The sequence below is a fragment of the Mammaliicoccus sp. Dog046 genome (assembly GCF_034039665.1).
Taxonomy (GTDB): Bacteria; Bacillota; Bacilli; order Staphylococcales; family Staphylococcaceae; genus Mammaliicoccus.
On record NZ_CP120131.1, the window covers coordinates 1,413,796 to 1,433,963 of the forward strand.

Genomic DNA, 20,168 nt, shown 5'->3' on the forward strand with positions numbered 1-20,168 from the left:
TCTAAAACAATACTCATTACTATACCATTATTTCACATAGAAAAAACCTACCATTTGGTAGGTTTTTTAATATTATTGCGTTATTTTATAATATTTACAAATTTTTCAGCAACTTCTTGACTTGAATTTGGGTTTTGTCCAGTAACGAATTTGCCATCTATAACTGTATGAGATTCAAAATCTGTACCTTGAACAAATCTAGCACCTTGTTTTTCAAGTTGAGATTGAAGTAAGAAAGGTACATCATTTTCAAGTTGCATTGCTTTTTCTTCACTATCTGTAAATGCAGTTAATTTAACATCATTGACTAAGTAGCTACCATCAGGCAACTTTGCACCTACAAACGCACTTGGCCCGTGGCATACTGCGCCGATAACTTTGTCATTATTTTTATAATATGCAAGCATATTTTCTAAATCACTATTATTTGGGAAGTCAAATACTGTACCATGTCCACCTGGCAAGAATATGCCATCATATTGTTCAAATACAATATCACTAATATTGTGTGTATGCTGCATTTTCTCTAATACATCATGGTATTCTTTAGCTTCATCATTTTGAGTGGAATTTGGATCTATAGGGACACTGCCACCTTTAACGGAAGCAATATCAACTTCTAAACCTGCCTTGATAAATATTTTATATGGGATTGCTGCTTCTTCAAGCCATAGTCCAGTTGGTTTGCCATCTTTGAATTGCGATTCATTAGTAACTACGATTAGAACTTTTTTGCTCATTAGAAACACTCCTTTATCATTTGTAGTGTCGATTATACATGATGTTTTATATAAATTCTTCTAAGAAGCTTTTTTGTTCATTTAATCGTTATCTAATGCGGTTCTGATAGAATTTAAATATCCGATTGTTTTATCAATCGAGTCAAATTCTAACCTTTGAACAATCTCACTTCCAATAACTATTCCATCACTGAAACTTTTAATTTCTTTCGCATGTTCAACTGTTTTGATTCCGAATCCACATACGACTGGCACATTGGCATGTGTCTTAATAAATTCCATTCGATCTTTTAATCCTTCATGGAATCCTCTTCCGTCACCAGTTGTAGCATTCATCGTCACAGTATATATGAAACCTTCAGCATTTTCGGCAATTTTCTTTATTCTTTTATCACTTGATGTCATTGCGATTAATGAAATTAATTTGACCTGAGTGTTTTTCAGTTTTTCTTTAAAACGTTCACCTAATTCAAATGGTAAATCAGGAATAATTAATCCATATACATTTGCTTCTGAAATTCTTTCAATAAATGCATCAACGCCATATGAATCGATCAAATTATAATATGTCATTAATAAATAAGGTGTTTGGATATCATTTTTATTTTCAATCAATTGATCAATAATTTTGTTAACATTCATACCTTGTTTAATTGCTTGTTGTCCAGCACGCATAATTGTCGGTCCATCTGCAACTGGATCTGAAAACGGTAAACCAATTTCTATAAAATCTGCGCCATTTTCATCCATTAATTTTAAAGATTTAATAAAATTTTCGTTCCCCATAATATATGGTATGAATAGTTTACTCATGTTGCTCACCTTCTTTACTCTGCATATAATTTCTTATAGATTCCATATCTTTATCACCTCTACCAGAAACAGTGACAACGAGTATTTCTTCTTTACTCATAGTTGGTGCTAACTTTTCTACATAACTTAAAGCATGCGCACTCTCAATTGCTGGAATAATACCTTCCAGTTGCGTGAATTTGATAAGTGCATCCATAGCTTCTGTATCACTTGCATTCGGATAATTCACACGACCAATTTCATTATAATAACTATGTTCTGGTCCCACACCTGGATAATCAAGTCCAGCTGATATAGAATGTGCAAGTTCAATTTGACCGTTGTCATCTTGTATTAAATACATTCTAGAGCCATGTAATACACCTGGTTTACCTTTATGAATAGCCAATGCATGTTTAGTTGTATCTACTCCTTTACCTGCTGCCTCAACACCATATAATTTAACAGATGTATCTTTTATAAATGGATAAAATGTACCGATAGCATTTGAACCTCCACCAATACATGCAACAATAGCATCAGGTAAGCGTGATTCTTTTTCTAAAATTTGTGTTTTAATTTCTTTACCAATTACACTTTGTAAATCTCTAACGATTGTTGGGAAAGGATGTGGTCCTAATGCAGAACCTAACAAGTAATGTGTGTCTTCAACATGTGATACCCAGTATTGTAAAGCTTTATTAACCGCATCTGATAATGTCCCTTGACCATCTGTTACTGGTACAACTTTAGCACCCAGCAATTCCATTCTAAATACATTTAATGCTTGTCTTTCTATATCTTCTTCTCCCATAAATACGATGAGTTCCATATCAAATAAAGCAGCAATTGTTGCACTCGCTACACCATGTTGACCTGCGCCTGTTTCAGCAACTAATTTCTTTTTGCCCATTTTTTTAGCAATCAACGCTTGTCCAAGCGCATTATTAATTTTATGCGCACCTGTATGATTGAGGTCTTCACGTTTTAAATATATTTTAGCGCCACCCAATTCCTCTGTATAACGTTCCGCAAAAGTTAATGGTGTTTCTCTTCCAACATAATCTTTTAAATACGCATTTAAAGTTTGATGGAATTCAGGATCATTTTTCAATTGGTTATACGTTTCATTAAGTTCTTCTATTGCTGGCATCAATGTCTCTGGTACATATTGTCCACCAAATTCACCAAAGAAACCTAAGTCATCTGCTTCTAGCTGAATATCTTTGTTCACAGTAATCATCCCTTTACATTTTTTAATAGTGATTTAATTTTTTCGTGATTTTTTTTACCATTTGTTTCAATACCACTGGATATGTCGAAACCAGATTGATTTAAATGAAGTGTTTCAATGTATTTTATTTTCTCTTCGTTTAATCCTCCAGCAATTAAATATTGAACATCATGAATATCATTGAGTATTTGCCAATCAAATGATCGACCAGTTCCACCATAATCCTTTGAAGGTGTATCAATTAAGAACATATCAACGACATCTTTATAAATGCTTATATTCGATATTAATGATGCGTTTGCTGGCAATGCCTTGAAAATTTTAATCTTCGGATACTTTTCTTTTACTTGTTTGATAAAATCGTAAGTTTCATCTCCGTGAAATTGAATCGTATTTATATTTGTATGTTCAATTAATCGCTCAATTTCCTCTATAGTTACATTTACAACGACAGCTACTCGATCTATATTACTCGGTATTTGCACTGTTAGTATTGCTATTTCATTTATGGATACATATCGCTTACTTTTTGGATATGTAATAAATCCAATTGCATCTACGTGATGTTGAATTGCTGTTGTTATTGTTTCTGAATCTTGGAATCCACAACATTTAATGTACATGATGTTCACCTTGTTTATTTAATCTTAAACTTGGAAGAAATCCATCTAATTGTGGATGTTTCATCAATGATTCACCTATTAATGCTCCATCTATACCACTGGCAATAATACTTTCAACATCTTCTAATGTTCTAATGCCACTTTCAGAAATGTACGTGACATTTGGTTTAATTGTTTTCAATATTTCATTTGTATGTTTAACATCCGTTACAAATCGTTTTAAATCTCTATTATTTACACCTATTAATGCTGCATCAATTGCATGGGCGATTTCTAACTCTTCTTGATCATGTACTTCAACGAGTACTTCTAATCCTTTACTGACCGCATAGTCATATAATTCTGATAATTTTTCTTTTGATAATATATTAACGATTAGCAATACGATAGAGGCACCTGTATGATACGCTAAATCAATTTGTATCTTATCAATAATGAAATCTTTACATAACACTGGCAATGTTGTTTTAGTTGTTAAACGTTGTAGGCGTTCATAACTACCATCAAAATATTGCTCATCCGTTAATATTGAAATAGCAGAAGCACCATGTTGTTCATACAATTTAATTTGTGTTTCCATATCTCTCTTAGGGATATCAGATACCGTAGGACTTTTCGCTTTTAATTCAGCAATAATATTTAGTTGTTGATCATTTTTTACTCTATCTAGAAAAGTCGTTTTATGTTGAATATTGACTGGTGTTAATGTTTTTAATTTTTGTTCATAATAACCTTCTTCAAGTAATGTTTTTTTATATTCAACTATTTCATCTAATATTGTCATAAACTGTTCCTCCTACTAATTCTAATATTTTTAATGCTTCTTTTTGATTTATTATTTCTTTAGCTAATGTTACACCATCTTGAATGCTATCTACCTTTTCACCAACATATAATGCTAGTGCTGCATTTAATACAACAACATCTCTTTTAGGTCCTTGATCATTACCTACTAATATATCTAATGTGATTTTTTTATTTTCTTCAGGTGTTCCACCTTTTAATTCATCATTACTTGCCGTTTGAAGTCCGTAATCTTTAGCATGAACAGTATAATGCTCAATACCTTTATTTTGCGTAATTTCAAAGATTTGATTATTCCCTGATAAAGTTGCTTCATCCATACCGCCAGCACCATGAACGACAATGGCACGTTTACGGCCTAACTTATACAATGCCTCCGCAATGGTATCTAGTTTTGATTCATCATAAACCCCCATAACTTGATAATCCAAACGATAAGGATGAATCATCGGTCCTAACAAATTAAAAGTTGTCGGCGTAGGAATCGATTTTCTAACAGGTTGCAGCATTTTCATTATTGGATAAGTTTCTGTAGCACTTAAAAATGCTAAATGTGTTTTATTTACTCGATCAGTTGCTTCTTCAATTGGTGTTGTATGAATATTTAAAGCGGATAATATATCAATACTTCCAGTTTTAGATGTAATGCTTTTATTACCATGCTTCAATACTTTCAATCCAGCTGCTGCAACTATAAATGAAGCGGTAGTAGAGATATTAAAACTACCTGAATGATCGCCTCCAGTTCCACAAACACAAATACTATCTTCTATATATGGTCTATCTTTATATGTTGTTTCTATTAAACTTTGCGTTAAATGAGATAACTCATCAGATGTTTCACCTTTCATGCTTAATGCAACTAAATGTGCCACTTTCAATGAAACATCGACTTGATCGTTCATCATCATTTCTACAAAAGTCTTCATTTCTTCTTGTGATAAATTACGATATTGAATGAGTTGTTTTAATGTGTCCATTGTTTGCACCTTCCTTTGTCGTATTTATAAACGCATGAATAATTTCATTTCCATAATCAGAAGCAAAAGATTCAGGATGATATTGAATACCAAAATGTGGTTTGTTGCGATGTTCAAATGACTGTATCGCATCTTTTGTTCTACCTGTTACAACTAGTTCTTCTGGAAAACTTACTTCTTCACTAATTAACGAATGATATCTCATGATATTGAAATGTTGCTTACACGCTTTATATAAAACAGATGGTTCAATCAAATTGATTTGATCTACTTTTCCGTGTTTCACTTCTTGTCCTACGATAACTTTTCCGCCATAATATGTTGTTAAAGCTTGGGCACCTAAACATATGCCTAAAATAGGTTTATCATGGTAAGCATTAATGATTTTCTTTAAATCATCAGTATCTTCTGGGTGACCTGGTCCTGGTGATATGACAAGTCCATCAATTTTTAAATTTAATGGTGCTTCATCTGGATGGTAAATGACAACTTCATCAAATTGTTTAATTAAATCAACTAAGTTATACGTAAATGAATCATAATTATCTATAACTAATATCATGGCGATACCTCCAATAAACTTTTAGCTTTTATCATTGTTTCTTTTAATTCTTTTTCTGGATTTGAATCATAAACGACACCACATCCAGCTTCTACGTTGACATATTCTTTATCGACAACCATTGTTCGAATCGTTAATGCAAAGTCTAAATCATGATTGCAATTAATGTAACCGACGCCACCTGCATAGATACCTCTTTTTTGTTTTCTACTTTCATAAATTCTTGAAATTGCTCTAGTTTTAGGTGCGCCAGACACTGTTCCGGCTGGTAGTAGTGCGGTAATCATTTGAAGCGGTGTGACTTCAGGTCTGATTTTACCTTCAACGATAGTTACGATATGCATAACATGTTCAAATCTTTCAATTGTCATCAATTTAGGCATATACACCGTTCCAGTTTGAGCAATCATATTTAAATCGTTTCTTCCTAAGTCAACAAGCATGCGATGTTCTGCTAATTCTTTTTCATCTGTTAACAGTGCGATTTCATTTTGTTTATCTTCTTCTTCCGATTGACCACGCTTATTCGTCCCTGCGATTGGATTCGTTGTAATAACATCACCTTGTTTTTTTATAAAGCTTTCTGGTGAAGATCCAATGATTGTTCTTTCTTCATCGTCAACATAATACATATATGGACTTGGATTTTGTCTTTTTAAATTTTTATAAATTTGAAGTTTTAAATTTTCATGATTTTCTTCATCGAAAAAGTGCTTGTATTTATATATTCTTGAAGGGACAACTTGGAACATATCTCCCTTTCCAATTAATGATTTGTAATGCTCAACTTCTTTCATGAAATCATCTTCAGTAATATTTGTTTCTAGTTCGCCTCTTTGTTGATGTTCAATTTTATTTTGGAATAAAGGTACATTTTTCAAGGCGTTAACCATTTGATCTACTTCGTTGTTTAATTGATTTTCATTTTTATCACTAAATAAATTTGTAGCAATAACAAATAATTCTTCTTTAAAATGATCAAAAATATAAGCTGATTCTACTAAGTTAAATGAAGCATCCGGTATTTCTGATTTCACTGCAATTTGTTGTAAGATTTTATTTTGGTATCTAATTAAGTCAAAGCTGCAATAACCAATCATTCCTGAAATGAAAGGCAAATGACTTAAAGATTCTGGTATTTCTTCAACTTTCATATTATTAATAAATTTCTCTAATGATTCATACGGTGCTTCGTATTGTATATGTTCTTCATTGTTGAGTAAGATTTTAAAGTATTCATCAAATAATTGAACCTTGCCTATCGCATCAAAAGCGACAATTGAAAATCTTCCTTTCATTTGATCTGTACTTGCACTTTCAAGTATCATTTTTTGATTTTTAATTTGCCCCAATGCTTCGGGCGTTATATCTGCATTTAATTTTTTATATTTAATATCCATCATTATTCCTCCTTAATAAAAAAACCGCGCATAAACATCCATAAATAACAGGACGCTTATGCGCGGTACCACCTTGATTAATAAGTCTAAACTTATTCACTCATTTAATATTTTATTTTCTTACGATACAGTCCCCAATTCTGAACGAATGTGTGTTAGTTTTCATCAGACACTAACTTTCTATTTGCTACACCTATCATTCATACTCCGACTATATTTTTTTATACAAAAAGACACCACAATTACGCAATCTGTAAGGACGCGTTACCGTGGTGCCACCTTAGTTAACATTTAATCTTATGTTCACTTTAAAAACTATATAATTGTTATTTTGAAAGCCCAATTCTCTCATTGTACGCTGTGCTAATTTTCATCAACCATTAGCTTTCTATTTGCTACAAACGATACGAGATACTTATCTTTCAAATTCCGAATAATTGTTTCGGATGAATTAAATAACACTATACGAGAAATATTTCTGTATGTCAACCCATCAATTTCATTTAAAGTTTTATTGGTGATAAACAATATGCAGTTAATAACTTTCCACTTTCGTTAATAGAATCCTCATGCGTACGTTCTAAAGCATGTGATGATTCTATGCCGGGACCAAACAATCCATGCCTAATATCTGCACCAGCGGTTAATGCTGCAGAGGCATCCGAAGCATAATATGGATAAATATCCACTTTAAATTTAATATCATTTTCTTTACATAAATTGACGAGATGGTTTCTTAATCCAACATGATATGGACCAGATGCATCTTTCGCACAAATAGAAACAGTATATTCATCAGATGATTGTCCGTCGCCTAAAGCACCCATATCAAAAGCGATTAATTCAACAATATTTTCAGAAATACTAGAATTTGCGCCATATCCAATTTCTTCGTTATTTGAAATATAAAATTGCGTCGTATGTGGCAATTCAATATTGTTCTCTTTTACATATTTTAAAAATTGTAATATGATCGCTACACTCGCTTTATCATCTAAATGACGTGACTTAACAAATCCACTATCCGTATGATCAAAACGTGGATAAAAACTCACAGCATCTCCTATTTCAATACCTAAATTTCTTGTATCATCAACATTAAATGTCTTTTCATCAATCCGTACTTCCATATGTTCAGCATCTCTAGGAATTTTAGTATTGTTTCTATATACATGCACACTTGTTTCGTGCAAACAAATCGTCCCCGAAATTTCTTTTCCAGTTTGTGTTGTAATAGTGCAATACTCACCTTCTATTGCATTCCAACTAAAGCCACCAATTAAATCTAACTTCAATCGGCCATCTTCATTGATATCTTTTACAATCGCACCTAATGTATCAACATGAGCTGTAATCAAACGTTGTGATGTATCATTTTTCCCAGGAACATTGATAAATAATCCACCTTTATTTGTTACACTTGTTTCATAGTTTAAATCTTCAGCAAATTGCTTACAGTATGTTATTGCTGGATCTGCAAAACCTGATGGACTATTAATATGTACTAGTTCTTCAATCATTTTAATTGTTTCTTGTATATTAATTGTCATTTCAATCACTCCTCTTAGTTTAATTAATATTTTAAACTTTTAAAAAAATAAATCAATAACACTTGCATTCATGCGCTAACTTGCTTTAAACTATTAAAGTATTGGAGGGATTTTTATGCAACGCATATTTATCGTAGGGCTCGGTTTAATTGGAGGAAGTTTAATACAGAATATTAAATTTCATCATCCAAACATACATATCACAGGATATGATTATTTTGACAAACATTCAGAAATTGCACTATCAATGGGCATGATCGATGAAATCGCAACTAATTTTGATTCAGCGGCTAGTCAAGCTGATTTAATTATACTCGCTACACCTGTTCAACAATCAATTGAATACGGTAAACGATTGCTTAACATTGAAACGAAGCCTGGATTAATTGTGACGGATACAGGTAGCACTAAACTTGGACTCAGTTCGTTAGAATGCGCCCTTTTAAGTAAGGATATTCATTTAATTGGCGGACATCCAATGGCAGGAAGTCATAAATCAGGCGTAATCAATGCTAAGAAACATTTGTTTGAAAATGCATACTACGTATTAATATTTGATAAAGAAGAAAATAAAGCAGCATACAGTGAAATTAAGTTACTTTTAGAACCAACAAAAGCAAAATTCTTAAAAATGTCTGCTAAAGAACATGATTATGTGACAGGTGTCGTGAGTCATTTCCCACATGTAATCGCATCTAGTTTAATTCATATGAATCAAGAAAATACGAACGTTTCCGAGAATGTAAAGACACTTGCAGCAGGAGGATTTCGTGATATTACACGAATAGCAAGTAGTAATGCAGATATGTGGAGAGATATTACATTAGAAAACAAAGTACATTTAGTCACGTTGATGGAGAACTGGATAGAACAAATGAAGCAAACAAAAGACCTTATTCAAGAAGGAAATCCAGCGCTCATCCATGATTTTTATCAATCAGCAAAGACATATAGAGATCAACTGCCCGTTAAAGAACAAGGTGCACTCACATCGACTTTCGATTTATATGTAGATATCCCAGATAAACCCGGTATGATCAGTGAAGTTACGAGAATATTAGGTCAAAGTGAAATATCAATTACAAACATTCGAATTTTAGAAGTACGAGAAGATATCATGGGGGCATTGAGATTAAGCTTTAAGTCCAGTAATGATAGAGACCGTGCAATAGAAGCATTAAATACATTTGATTCTTATACGTTGTAGAAAATCAATATTTAAAAAAACACCCTTATTTATACTTTTCCGTATAAATAAAGGGTGTTTTTATAGTGATAATTAATAAGTCTTTATAAAGTTTCAGATACTTTTTTAGTGTAGTACATCGTATTGATTAAATATAATATGATCATCAGACTGACACTGAAAAATTGATTATTATTTGATGTCATTGAAAAAATTGATGCTATTGCTATCATGATGACAATCAATTGCTGGTTTAACGTATATGTTTTTTGAAGTGCTACTAATGTTATATATTGTTCTCCACTATCCATCATATCAATTAATTTTTCATTTAATTTTTTATCTGTAAAATGTGGATAGTTGCGTTCTGGATATAATTTCTTTAATTTTTTGATATGTAGAAATGATATAGGCGCTGTTACAATTAATGCGATAATTGTGATTAGATATGCAATAACACTAAAATCAGTTGAGACGTTAATTATGATATTCAACATGATTAGGCCCACTGTCATAATTAAACCAATTAAAACTGGAGGATATATGAGTGTTCTCTCTAATTTCATTTCTATTTCATCTTCATTTTGAGTAGTTGTTTCAACTTTTCTATAATTATCAGCTTTTTTATATACACTTAATAACATCAATAAAAATAAGATATAAATACCTAAAAGTATTAAAATTGTTGTAACTGTTTGTAACTTATTCAATTTAAATTCAAATATATTAGAAGTTCCATCTAGCAAACTAGCTAATAATCCCCCACAAACGCCTCCGATTATTAAATATAAGACGAAATTTCCTATAAACATTATTTTATTTCTCTTCATAATTCATCCTCCTCAAAAATAAACACATCTTCCACTTTTTCTTTAAGTATTCTTGCTATCTTTACAGCTGTTAAAACGGAAGGCATAAAATTATTCCTCTCTATTAACGATACTGTTTGTCTAGATATCCCTGCTCTTTTTGCTAACTCTGTTTGGTTAAATCCTTCACGAGCACGTAACTCTTTAACCCTATTTTTCATTTCTCCACCACCTACATCCCTAAATATATATTATTATTGTCATTTTGACAACTATACTTGTCAAAATTAAACGTATTTTTGTCAAAAATATAAACTTTAAGATAAAAAACGGCAATAAAGTCTATGACTTTATTGCCGTTTGAAAATTTGAAACACGTATCGCAGTTTTTATTTAATCGATAGTATTCTATATATTTGTTCTGCTTGTTGCTCCAATAATATTTCTGTTTCAGTCATTGCTTTATCTAAAGTCATCGGTCCATTTGTAATACTAAATGCTGCTGTTAATCCTTGCTCATATAATTTATGAAGGTCTTTTTCAACGCCTCCAACTAATGCAATTACAGGAATTTGATATTTACTTGCCAATTGACATAATCCAGAAATGACTTTTCCTCCTGCAGTTTGTCCATCAACTTTACCTTCACCCGTAAATATATAATCAAACTGTTCATTCTCTATTAATGTCTTTAAATTTACAAAGTCACTTACAAGTTCGATACCTTGTTTTAATGCAGCATTCAACAATGCAATCATGCCGCCTGCTGCTCCACCTGCCGCACCTGCACCTTCTAGTTGATGTATCGCGATACCTTTTTCTTTTTTAATAATATTAGCGAAATGCTCTAATGATTGATCGAGTTGTTTAACCATTTCTGGTGTTGCACCTTTTTGAGGTCCAAATATATAACTTGCACCTTGTTCACCAATGAAAGGATTTTTTACATCACAAGCAATCTCAAAGTGTGCATCTTTTAACTGTGGTAATACTTGTGAATCATCAATTGTTGATAAATCATTTAAATATTGCCCACCATAAAGTAATTCATGTCCTTTATCATCAAAAAACTGATATCCCAGTGCTTGTAATAATCCTACTCCTGCATCGTTAGTAGCACTGCCACCTAAACAAATAATAAAATGTTTAATTCCACTTTCTAATGCGTGCTTTATTAATAGACCAGACCCAAAGGAAGTTGTAATTAACGGGTTGAGTTCTTCTATTTTCAATAAATCTATGCCTGAACTTGTTGCTAGTTCTACTATTGCTGTTTTACCGTCTCCAGTAATACCGTATTCAGCCATCATCGGTCTTCCTAATGGATCTATACTTTGAACAGAAACGACGTCTCCTTCTGTTGCTTGAACTAAATTGATCATTGTACCTTCTCCGCCATCAGCCATCGGAAGTAAAGTCGATTGAACGGTATCATCAACTGTTAAAATTCCCTTTTCAATCGATTTTGCTGTATTCAAAGCATCTAAACTACCTTTAAATGAATCTGGTGCTATTAATATTTTCAACGTAACTACCCCTTTGTAAAATAATTTATGTAAATATTTTAACATTTATATAATTATATTGGGATGTCATAAAAAAGAAACAGAGTCAAAAAGCACCCTGTTTCATAACGAATTTATTTAATTATTAATTTATTCTTGGTGTGTAAAACATAAATCCCAACCAATACCAAATTTATCAATTAATTTTGCATAACTTTGACCCCAAAATGTTTTCTCAAGTGGCATTAATACTTGGCCACCTTCTTTGAAAATATTAAACACTTCAGTTAATTTTTCTTCTGTTTCAAACTCCAACACGACATATATATTGTGCGTCTTATGCAACGAATCATCATCATTCGGAATATCTGAAAACATTAATAAATGACCATTTACGTCCAATTGTGCATGTATAATTCTATTAGAATCTTGTGCAGCACCCACATCTGCATCTCCATATGTTTGTGATTCTCTTACACTTCCATCTAGCGCTTCACTATAAAATGCCAAGGCTTCTTCGCAAGTACCGTTAAAGTAAAGATAAGGTGTAACTTGTTTAATCACCATGCACCACTCCCTATATTTAATTGTGGGTCAAAATTAAGTATATAAATGCATATAAATTTTGTCAAATGTTAATATAGTTTACAAATTACTTACTTTAAGGAAATGATTTGTTCGAGTATCATTCCCTTCTTCTATTTTTAAATTTTCAATGATATCATTTCGTTCTTTTATAAATTCATGTTTAAAATGATTCAACTCTCTAGCTTGTTCAGGAACAAATTGTTCAAGTGCAATATAAATGGTATGATAATTTGCTTGCTTATCGCACATTTGTTCAGTGAAACTCCAAATTACTCTGAAGATATCCATCGCAATATTTGTGCCATCTTTCAGTGTATATTTCTTTTCGATAGTATCCTGATTTACTCCTTCAATTGAAAACATGATTGTTTTCGCAAGGATATCTCTTGATCTCAACTGCATGGATAATTTTTCTACGTTTTCAAGTATGATATTTTTTAATTCGTGCAATTGATACCCATCGCCTAATTGAACTTTATTATGAATCAAAGGTTGATATATTGGATGCGTTTCATTAATGGAATTACTATCTATGCCATGACTATAGCTGTGCAACTTTATTCCTATATCCCCATATAATTCTATTAAATTCTGTTTTGGATATTTAGCCAAATCACCGATTGTAAATATACCTAAACGATTTAAATCTCTTTGTATTCTTTCGTTATTACCCCACATTTTACTTAAAGAATTTACAGGCCAAAGCTTGGATTTTATTTCTTTAGTTCTCCATTCAGCAATCATTGTATCTTGATTCACAGCATCTATATTTAATGCCATCTTACTTAAAAAAATATTAGACCCAATACCTATCGATAAACTTAACTGTGTTTCGTTTTCAATTTCTTTTATTAATTTATATGACATTGCTTTTGAAGTTATTTTATTCTCCTTACAAAACTGTGTAATATCGATAAATAGTTCATCCGTATCATGAAGTTGAATATCGTTACTGGAAACGTATTTAAATAATACTTTCATTATTTTAGAAAAACAGTTTGAATAAAATTTCATATTTGGATTAATTATATAGATGTCATTTCTATGAGGTATTTCAAATAGTCTCGAGCCTACTTTAACGCCTATTTCCTTTAAAGGTTCTGTTACAGCTATCACGATAGAACCTTGTCGCTTTGTATCTGATACAACAGCTAATTTCGTTTCAAGTGGATTTAACCCCTTACTTATACATGACATATCTGCAAATAGTTGTTTTTGATTAATGCATAAAATATCCCGGTCTACGTTATGTCGATCATCATACATTTAATCACCTTCCATCTTCGAATAATTGTATTTATATTATATACGAACATACGTTCTATTTCAAGTAGAATTCATTCATAAAAAAAGACATCTCAAATGCCTTTAGCATTCGAAATGTCTAGATTTGATTTATTTAATGAAAATATTATCTCTGTATGACTAATCTTTCTTCGTCATCAGCACCCATGGATTGATCAATATGCACATGTGTCTTTAAAAAGATTTCATCGGGTTCTCCTTTAAATTCAATATGTTCTAATTTGAATTCAAATTCATACTCTTGACGATCTTTCTTTTTTATTAGAAAAGCTTTTTTAATTTTATGCTCGTGTAAAATATGATCAAATTCTGAAAAGTCACTATCCTCATCTTGATTATTCACACGTTCAATCAAAGACAATTTAATATATTCGACTTTTAAATCGCATGATCCACCTTTAAATATTACTTTACCTTTAATAGGTTCTTCTTCATTAAAAGTAGTTTTTTCTAGTCGTGTATCGATGGTTAAATTACCGATACCAATCGAGGTAAGTAATTTTTCAAACATAAATCATATCCTCCTAATTGTTCATTAAGGATAGTTTAACCTTTATATTTAAAAATTTAAAGAGCATATTTCATTTTTCTAAAATGAAATATGCTCTTTAATTGTAACTTACTGATATCTTATTTATTTATACAATCCTAACGCCTTAGATGTTGATGTATTTATTTCATCAAACAAACTTGGATTGTCTGTTAAATTAAGTCTAAATGATGGAATCATTTTCTTAATTTCAGTTTCCCATGATGCAAATTCTTGTGGGAAACATTTTTCAAGTAATTGTAACATGACATGAACCGCTGTAGATGCACCTGGTGAAGCACCTAATAAAGCTGAAATTGTACCGTCCTCACTTGTTACAAGCTCTGTACCGAATTGTAATGTACCTTTTCCGCCATCTTTAGTGTCTTTAATCACTTGTACACGTTGTCCAGCGATAACTACATCCCAATCTTCTAGTTTTGCTGTAGGAATAAATGCTTTTAGTTCTTCTAGTCTTTTTTCATTAGATAACATCACTTGCTCTACTAAATATTTAGTTAATCCTATTTCTTTAAACCCGGCAGACAACATCGTAAAGATATTATTAGGTTTTACAGAACCGATTAAGTCTAAGTTTGATCCTGTCTTTAAGAATTTTGGTGAAAAGCCAGCAAATGGCCCGAAAAGTAATGATCGTTTACCTTCAATGTATCGTGTATCTAAATGCGGTACTGACATTGGTGGTGCACCTACTTTAGCTTTACCGTATACTTTCGCGTCGTGTTTAGCAATAACTTCTTCGTTATTACATACCATAAATAAACCACTTACAGGGAATCCACCTATATTAGATGCTTCTTTGATGCCTGTTTTTTGCAATAATGGTAAACTTCCGCCACCTGCACCAATAAACACAAAATTAGCATTGTGATATTCTGTTTTTTTCGTTTCATGATTATAAATCTTCAATTGCCAAGTCTTATCTTGGTTTTGTCTAATATGCTGTACAGACTGATTATAATTTAGTTCAACGCCATTGTTATTTAAATCATCTAATAATGCACGTGTTAAATTACCAAAATTGACATCTGTACCAGACTCAATCTTAGTTGCTGCAACACGTTCATCTTTAGCTCGTTCTTCCATCATAAGTGGCATCCAATGTTTTAATGTCTCATAATCATCAGTAAAAGTCATGCCAGGAAACAATGGATTACTAGATAATGCTTCACAACGTTTTTTAAGAAACTGTACATTATTCTCACCTTGTACGAAACTGATATGTGGCACCGGACGAATAAACGATTCTGGTTGTTTCAACTTACCTTTATTAACTAGATAAGTCCAAAATTGTTTTGAAAGCTGAAATTGTTCATTGATACTAATCGCTTTATCAATATTAACCGATCCATCCGCCTCTTCTTTCGTATAATTCATTTCACATAATGCTGAGTGTCCTGTACCAGCATTATTCCATTCATTTGAACTTTCTTCGGCTGGTTTTGACAATTTCTCAAATAATTTAATCTCCAAATTTGGTGATAGTTCTTTAAGCATTGTACCTAAAGTGGCACTCATTATGCCCCCACCAATTAATATTACATCTGTTTTCTTATGTAAAGCATTCATAATTAACTACAGAGCCCCTTTCAATATTAACGTATTCAACTGTTTAGATGTCCATAAAATTTATTGAAATATTCTATGTATTAACTCTATTATAAACCTTATAGATTCATTAAAAAAGTGACAATCAGTTCTCGAGGTGTAATTTCTTAATATAATACTTAAATTACATTAAATTAGTCGCTAAAAAGTATAACATAATTAACATATCCACTTCATTAGTATAACATATTTCCTTAAATGCTTGTTTTGCTATTTTCAAAAAACATTTAAAGTTTACATAATAATATTATGATTTGTTTTAAAATATGGTTATACATGAGAAATTGTGGTATTTACGTGTTATAATCTAATAAAATTAAATAAAGGAGTTACATATGAATAGTTTGATAAGTTTATTAAAAAAAGGAAGTATGTCGTCCCTTTCTGCAGCCATTGTTAACTTTATATTAGGTTGTTTGAAATTGGTAGCATTCATTTTCACTGGCAATATTGCGATGTTTGCAGAAATGATGCACTCATTCGGTGACGCTGCAAACCAACTTTTCGTCTTTTTAGGTTCTGCATTCTCAAAAAGAAGCCCTAATCAGAAATTCCCACTTGGCTATGGTAGATTAATTAACCTTGTTTGTTTAATCGCCGTCATTATTGTAGGTATTCTTTCTTATGAAACAGTAAAAGAAGGTATCCATCACATTGTGCATCCGAATAACACTGACGGTCCACAATTATTTTTCTGGATCAATATTGGCGTACTAGCAATTGGGATTGTTCTTGAAGGTATGGTCTTAAGAAAAGCTGGTAAAGAAATTTTAGAAGAAGCTGGAGAAAGTCATGCTGGATTTTTAGCACCATTTACTAAAAGTTATTTACTTATTAGTAAAGCTAAACCTGCCACAAAATTAGTATTCATGGAAGATACAGTTGCTACTGGTGGTGGTGTGATTGCGGTCTTATCTATTATCATCGCCAGAATTACAGGTTTAGGAATGTTAGAAGGTATTGCCTCTGTATTAATCGGACTTATGATGTTCATCATCGTTGGCATAATATTTATAGAAAATTCACAAGGTGTGTTAGGTATTGCAGACCACGAAACAGAAATTCACGCATCTAGAGTAATACTTGACGATAAATCTATCGCTGATATTAAAAGACTTGCCGTAATTAAAGAAGGAGAGTCTTTACACGTTGAGGCTTTACTTGAAGTAAATCAGAATTTTACACTTAAACAGTTGTCAGAAATACGAAAACGGATTATATTAAAACTGTTAACATTATCTCATGTTGAAGATGTAAACATTGAATTCATTGAAGATGATGGACAACAAGACTGGAATGGTGATTCAGGCCCTTCAGCAAATATTAATTATGACAAGGAGCGTTTATAATGCCAATCGTAAATATTAAACTTATTGAAGGTAGATCAGACGAACAAATTAAAGGATTAGTAAAAGATGTAACTGAAGCAGTTCATCAAAATGCTAATGCACCTAAAGAAAGCATTCAAGTTATCATTGAAGAAATGAAACCTGAACATTATGGTGTTGCAGGCGTACGTAAATCAGATTCATAAAATAATATAAAACAAAGCGGCTAGTATATCGTATCCTAGCCGCTTTGTTTACATAGATTTTAATTTCTTATTATCTTGTAAATTCATTGAAATTAATCATCCAAGAATTCCTTAATTGCTTTTTTATTTTTTTCTTTATCAATTTTAAGTACATCGCCACTCTCGATGTCAGTAGCATTCGTGTATGATCCTTTAACTGGGACTGTTAACGTTTGTATATTTTTATCGCCACGAGCTATGAAGCTTGCTCCTGTCTTATATATCGTTTGGTCATCTAAATTCGTATTTACATAACCTCTTGCAATACCAGCTAATTTTGGTGCTTTAACAATGGAATTAAAACTTAGTAATTCTGATTTTAGTCCAGTCATTACTTGTTGTTGTCTTCTCACACGACCAAAGTCACCTTCTGCATCATGTCGAAATCTCGCATAACCTAATAATTCTTTCCCATTCAGATTATGTTGACCTTTTTTAAGAGAAACGCCTATTTTTTCAGACATATCCTTTTCAACATTGATAGGTACACCGTTTGGCGCAATTTCATCAACCATTTCTTCAAATCCATCAAAATCAATAATTGCATAGTACTCAGGATCAATATCTAAATTCTTAATTAATGTCTTACGTAACAACTCTGGACCACCTAAAGAATAAGCAGCATTCATTTTATAGTTACGATATCCACCAGGAATTTCAGAATAAATATCCCTCATAACTGAAACAATTTTGAGATCTTTTTTCAAATAATCGTATTGAACAATCATTATTGAATCTGTTCTTGGCTGTGAACTATCAACTTTACGATCTTCCCCTAACACGAGAACATTTACTTTGCCATCATTTCTAGTTGAACTGTGGAATTTATGTATTTGATGTTTTTTACCGTTATCTGTCGAAACCTTAAGTCCAGATTTATACGAAACATTAATATAAATGCCTAAAGCCACTAAAAGCAAAATAATACCTAAAATAATAAAAGGTCTCTTCTTGATTCTACGCTTTTTATTTCTTCGTGGTATTCCTGTTTGACGATTGTCATCTGATTCTGATTGATTTTGCGAAGTCATTGTTACCAACCTTTTATCTTCAAAATTGAGTCTAATTATATTATAATGAAACTCATACATTAAGTTAACCAATTAATGCATTAAAAATCAAGAAAAATTGCAATACTGTTTAAAATATAGGACTTGAGACTGAATAAAGGATGGTAAAAATATAATGAATATGAATAAAGCGTATTTCGCAGGTGGTTGCTTTTGGTGTATGGTCAAACCATTCGATGAATATGAGGGTATAGACAAGGTTACTTCAGGATATATGGGTGGCACGACTGAGAACCCATCATATGAAGAAGTCAAAGAAGGTAAAACAGGTCATTTAGAAGTTGTAGAAATCCAATATGATGTTGCATTGTTCTCATACAATAGATTATTAGAAATCTATTTTGCTATCATTGATCCAACTGATGCGTATGGTCAATATCAGGATCGTGGTACTCAATATCAAACTGCAATCTTTTATACTAATGATGATCAAAAAAGACTTGCTGAAGAATATATCGATGAATTGAATCAGAAACTTCCAGAAGGTAAATCAGTAGTAACCAAATTATTACCATATAAACCTTTCTATGAAGCTGAAGATTATCATCAAGACTTCTACAAGAAAAACCCAGAAAGATATCAAGAAGAACAAGAGATAAGAAATCAATTAAAAAAATAATAACTGAATAAGTTTTTTAAAGGAGCACAACATGGAACAATGGATTACCGAGTTTATGACTCAATATGGGTATATAGGGATTTTTGTACTGGTATTTTTAGAATACGTGATACACCCATTTCCTTCTGAAATCATTTTAACATTTGCTGGATTTATGACTTCACAATCTGAGTTGAATATATATATCGTTTGTTTACTCGCTGTTATCGGCGCAGTATTGGGTTCCCTCGTATTATATGGTATCGGTGCATTAATTGGAGAAGAACGCTTATATCGCTTCATTAATAAACGTGGTAAATATATTGGAATCAAGACAAGTGATTTAGATAAAACAATTAAATGGTTAGATAAATATGGTCATTGGGCGATCCTAATCGGAAGATTTATTCCCATAGTTAGAACGCTCATTTCTTTACCAGCTGGTATTACTAAAATGAATATCCCAGTATTTATTCTTTTAACAGCAATTGGTACAGGTATGTGGAATATATTTTTAATTCTACTAGGTAAAGCATTAGGCAATCACTGGCATGAAATCTTATTATATGTTGGTATGTATTCTAAAGTATTCCTTATTATTATTGCCATCGCACTCATCTATGTTGCATACTTATGGTTCAAACGAATTAAAGCAACTAACGCAAGTTAACAAAATAAGAAGCATTCAACT

At 31.7% G+C, this 20,168-nt stretch carries 22 protein-coding genes; 5 read left to right on the forward strand and 17 right to left on the reverse strand.

The window, feature by feature from the left end:
- Nucleotides 1-80: 80 nt before the first annotated feature.
- The 9 genes from P3U32_RS07150 to P3U32_RS07190 form a co-directional block, all read right to left on the reverse strand.
- Nucleotides 81-740, reverse strand: a complete 660-nt coding sequence (locus tag P3U32_RS07150; protein ID WP_323702425.1) for a type 1 glutamine amidotransferase domain-containing protein — start codon at nucleotides 738-740, stop codon at nucleotides 81-83.
- An 81-nt stretch (nucleotides 741-821) separates the two neighbouring features.
- Nucleotides 822-1,553 (reverse strand): tryptophan synthase subunit alpha, encoded by a 732-nt coding sequence (trpA, locus tag P3U32_RS07155; protein ID WP_323702426.1) that lies wholly within the window; start codon nucleotides 1,551-1,553, stop codon nucleotides 822-824.
- Complete coding sequence (gene trpB / locus P3U32_RS07160) at nucleotides 1,546-2,766, reverse strand: tryptophan synthase subunit beta (RefSeq protein WP_323702427.1); 1,221 nt, start codon at nucleotides 2,764-2,766, stop codon at nucleotides 1,546-1,548. The genes trpA and trpB overlap by 8 nt, the downstream gene beginning before the upstream one ends.
- 5 nt (nucleotides 2,767-2,771) lie before the next feature.
- Nucleotides 2,772-3,389: a phosphoribosylanthranilate isomerase gene (locus P3U32_RS07165; protein WP_323702428.1), complete on the reverse strand. Its 618-nt coding sequence runs from the start codon at nucleotides 3,387-3,389 to the stop codon at nucleotides 2,772-2,774.
- Nucleotides 3,379-4,173: an indole-3-glycerol phosphate synthase TrpC gene (trpC, locus tag P3U32_RS07170; protein WP_323702429.1), complete on the reverse strand. Its 795-nt coding sequence runs from the start codon at nucleotides 4,171-4,173 to the stop codon at nucleotides 3,379-3,381. The genes P3U32_RS07165 and trpC overlap by 11 nt, the downstream gene beginning before the upstream one ends.
- Nucleotides 4,157-5,173, reverse strand: coding sequence for an anthranilate phosphoribosyltransferase (gene trpD, locus P3U32_RS07175; RefSeq protein WP_323702430.1), 1,017 nt, complete (start codon nucleotides 5,171-5,173; stop codon nucleotides 4,157-4,159). Before trpD ends, trpC begins: the two co-directional genes overlap by 17 nt.
- Nucleotides 5,139-5,735, reverse strand: coding sequence for an anthranilate synthase component II (locus tag P3U32_RS07180; RefSeq protein ID WP_323702431.1), 597 nt, complete (start codon nucleotides 5,733-5,735; stop codon nucleotides 5,139-5,141). Before P3U32_RS07180 ends, trpD begins: the two co-directional genes overlap by 35 nt.
- Entirely contained in the window at nucleotides 5,732-7,135 is a 1,404-nt protein-coding gene (locus P3U32_RS07185) for an anthranilate synthase component I (RefSeq protein WP_323702432.1), read from the reverse strand. Before P3U32_RS07185 ends, P3U32_RS07180 begins: the two co-directional genes overlap by 4 nt.
- A 503-nt stretch (nucleotides 7,136-7,638) precedes the next feature.
- Nucleotides 7,639-8,685: a M42 family metallopeptidase gene (locus P3U32_RS07190; RefSeq protein WP_323702433.1), complete on the reverse strand. Its 1,047-nt coding sequence runs from the start codon at nucleotides 8,683-8,685 to the stop codon at nucleotides 7,639-7,641.
- Between the two features lie 115 nt (nucleotides 8,686-8,800).
- On the opposite strand from P3U32_RS07190, the gene P3U32_RS07195 reads away from it, so the two are divergent.
- Entirely contained in the window at nucleotides 8,801-9,892 is a 1,092-nt protein-coding gene (locus tag P3U32_RS07195) for a prephenate dehydrogenase (protein WP_323702434.1), read from the forward strand.
- Between the two features lie 83 nt (nucleotides 9,893-9,975).
- Here P3U32_RS07195 and P3U32_RS07200 read toward each other — a convergent pair whose 3' ends face one another.
- From P3U32_RS07200 to mqo, 7 genes are all read right to left on the reverse strand, one after another.
- Nucleotides 9,976-10,701: a DUF3169 family protein gene (locus P3U32_RS07200; protein ID WP_323702435.1), complete on the reverse strand. Its 726-nt coding sequence runs from the start codon at nucleotides 10,699-10,701 to the stop codon at nucleotides 9,976-9,978.
- Nucleotides 10,698-10,901 (reverse strand): helix-turn-helix transcriptional regulator, encoded by a 204-nt coding sequence (locus P3U32_RS07205; RefSeq protein WP_323702436.1) that lies wholly within the window; start codon nucleotides 10,899-10,901, stop codon nucleotides 10,698-10,700. The genes P3U32_RS07200 and P3U32_RS07205 overlap by 4 nt, the downstream gene beginning before the upstream one ends.
- A 168-nt stretch (nucleotides 10,902-11,069) precedes the next feature.
- Nucleotides 11,070-12,206: a glycerate kinase family protein gene (locus P3U32_RS07210; protein WP_323702437.1), complete on the reverse strand. Its 1,137-nt coding sequence runs from the start codon at nucleotides 12,204-12,206 to the stop codon at nucleotides 11,070-11,072.
- A 129-nt stretch (nucleotides 12,207-12,335) separates the two neighbouring features.
- Nucleotides 12,336-12,752, reverse strand: coding sequence for a VOC family protein (locus P3U32_RS07215; RefSeq protein WP_323702438.1), 417 nt, complete (start codon nucleotides 12,750-12,752; stop codon nucleotides 12,336-12,338).
- Nucleotides 12,753-12,830: 78 nt separating this feature from the next.
- On the reverse strand, nucleotides 12,831-14,039 hold the full coding sequence (locus tag P3U32_RS07220; protein ID WP_323702439.1) for a Y-family DNA polymerase: 1,209 nt from the start codon (nucleotides 14,037-14,039) through the stop codon (nucleotides 12,831-12,833).
- Nucleotides 14,040-14,184: 145 nt separating this feature from the next.
- Nucleotides 14,185-14,589, reverse strand: a complete 405-nt coding sequence (locus tag P3U32_RS07225) for a sporulation protein (RefSeq protein ID WP_323702440.1) — start codon at nucleotides 14,587-14,589, stop codon at nucleotides 14,185-14,187.
- A 123-nt stretch (nucleotides 14,590-14,712) separates the two neighbouring features.
- A complete protein-coding gene (gene mqo, locus P3U32_RS07230) occupies nucleotides 14,713-16,197 on the reverse strand; it encodes a malate dehydrogenase (quinone) (protein ID WP_323702441.1) in 1,485 nt (494 codons plus the stop codon).
- A 374-nt stretch (nucleotides 16,198-16,571) separates the two neighbouring features.
- Here mqo and P3U32_RS07235 point away from each other — a divergent pair, with 374 nt between their 5' ends.
- Both P3U32_RS07235 and P3U32_RS07240 read left to right on the forward strand, forming a co-directional pair.
- The gene (locus P3U32_RS07235) at nucleotides 16,572-17,585 is read left to right on the forward strand and encodes a cation diffusion facilitator family transporter (RefSeq protein ID WP_323702442.1); all 1,014 of its coding nucleotides are present in this window, start codon (nucleotides 16,572-16,574) and stop codon (nucleotides 17,583-17,585) included.
- The gene (locus P3U32_RS07240; RefSeq protein WP_323702443.1) at nucleotides 17,585-17,770 is read left to right on the forward strand and encodes a 2-hydroxymuconate tautomerase; all 186 of its coding nucleotides are present in this window, start codon (nucleotides 17,585-17,587) and stop codon (nucleotides 17,768-17,770) included. The genes P3U32_RS07235 and P3U32_RS07240 overlap by 1 nt, the downstream gene beginning before the upstream one ends.
- Before the next feature lie 92 nt (nucleotides 17,771-17,862).
- Here P3U32_RS07240 and P3U32_RS07245 read toward each other — a convergent pair whose 3' ends face one another.
- The gene (locus P3U32_RS07245) at nucleotides 17,863-18,840 is read right to left on the reverse strand and encodes an LCP family protein (RefSeq protein WP_323702444.1); all 978 of its coding nucleotides are present in this window, start codon (nucleotides 18,838-18,840) and stop codon (nucleotides 17,863-17,865) included.
- A gap of 154 nt (nucleotides 18,841-18,994) precedes the next feature.
- On the opposite strand from P3U32_RS07245, the gene msrA reads away from it, so the two are divergent.
- Complete coding sequence (msrA, locus tag P3U32_RS07250; RefSeq protein ID WP_323702445.1) at nucleotides 18,995-19,498, forward strand: peptide-methionine (S)-S-oxide reductase MsrA; 504 nt, start codon at nucleotides 18,995-18,997, stop codon at nucleotides 19,496-19,498.
- 31 nt (nucleotides 19,499-19,529) lie between these two features.
- Nucleotides 19,530-20,147, forward strand: coding sequence for a DedA family protein (locus P3U32_RS07255; RefSeq protein ID WP_323702446.1), 618 nt, complete (start codon nucleotides 19,530-19,532; stop codon nucleotides 20,145-20,147).
- The last annotated feature ends 21 nt before the right edge of the window (nucleotides 20,148-20,168 follow it).